General features: G+C 71.7%; 2 protein-coding genes. One reads left to right on the forward strand and one right to left on the reverse strand.

What is annotated here, in order from left to right:
• The coding region (locus tag M1203_RS38545) for a hypothetical protein (RefSeq protein ID WP_249954525.1) at positions 1-221 on the reverse strand (221 nt) is incomplete at its 3' end.
• Positions 222-231: 10 nt separating this feature from the next.
• Between M1203_RS38545 and M1203_RS38550 the strand changes: the two genes are divergently transcribed.
• Positions 232-456 (forward strand): LysM peptidoglycan-binding domain-containing protein (locus M1203_RS38550; protein WP_249954526.1); only part of this gene is annotated, 225 nt, incomplete at its 3' end.

Raw genomic sequence — 456 nt, forward strand, 5'->3', positions numbered from 1 at the left:
GGGGCGGGGGTTCGGGCCGAGGGGCCGGTGTCGCACCGCAAGCCGCGGACCCGGAGCAGCCGTTCCGACAGGCTGTGGTCGGTGGCCTCGCTGGTGGTGATGTTCGTGCTGTCACTGGTGTGCGGGGTACTGCTGGCCGTGCACGGCCCCTCCGGGTCGACGTCCCTGAAGGTCCAGCCGGCACCCGTCCCCTCACCGCAGACACCGTACGGGCCGGTCATACCCGAACCCGTGAAGGAGACGCCGAAAGAGCCGGCCGCCACGGCCGGCTCCGGCACCGGCGTCATCGAGAAGGTCGTCCTGCGCCCCGGTGACACCCTCTACGCCCTGGCCGGCGCCCACGACACGAGCGTCAAGGCCCTCCAGGAGCTGAACGATCTGGGCACCTCGACACTCATCTACGCGGACGACACCCTGCGCGTCCCCGGCACCCCGCCCTCCGCGCAAGGGCAACTG

This window comes from Streptomyces sp. 35G-GA-8, from assembly GCF_023534745.1.
Classification (GTDB): domain Bacteria; phylum Actinomycetota; class Actinomycetes; order Streptomycetales; family Streptomycetaceae; genus Streptomyces.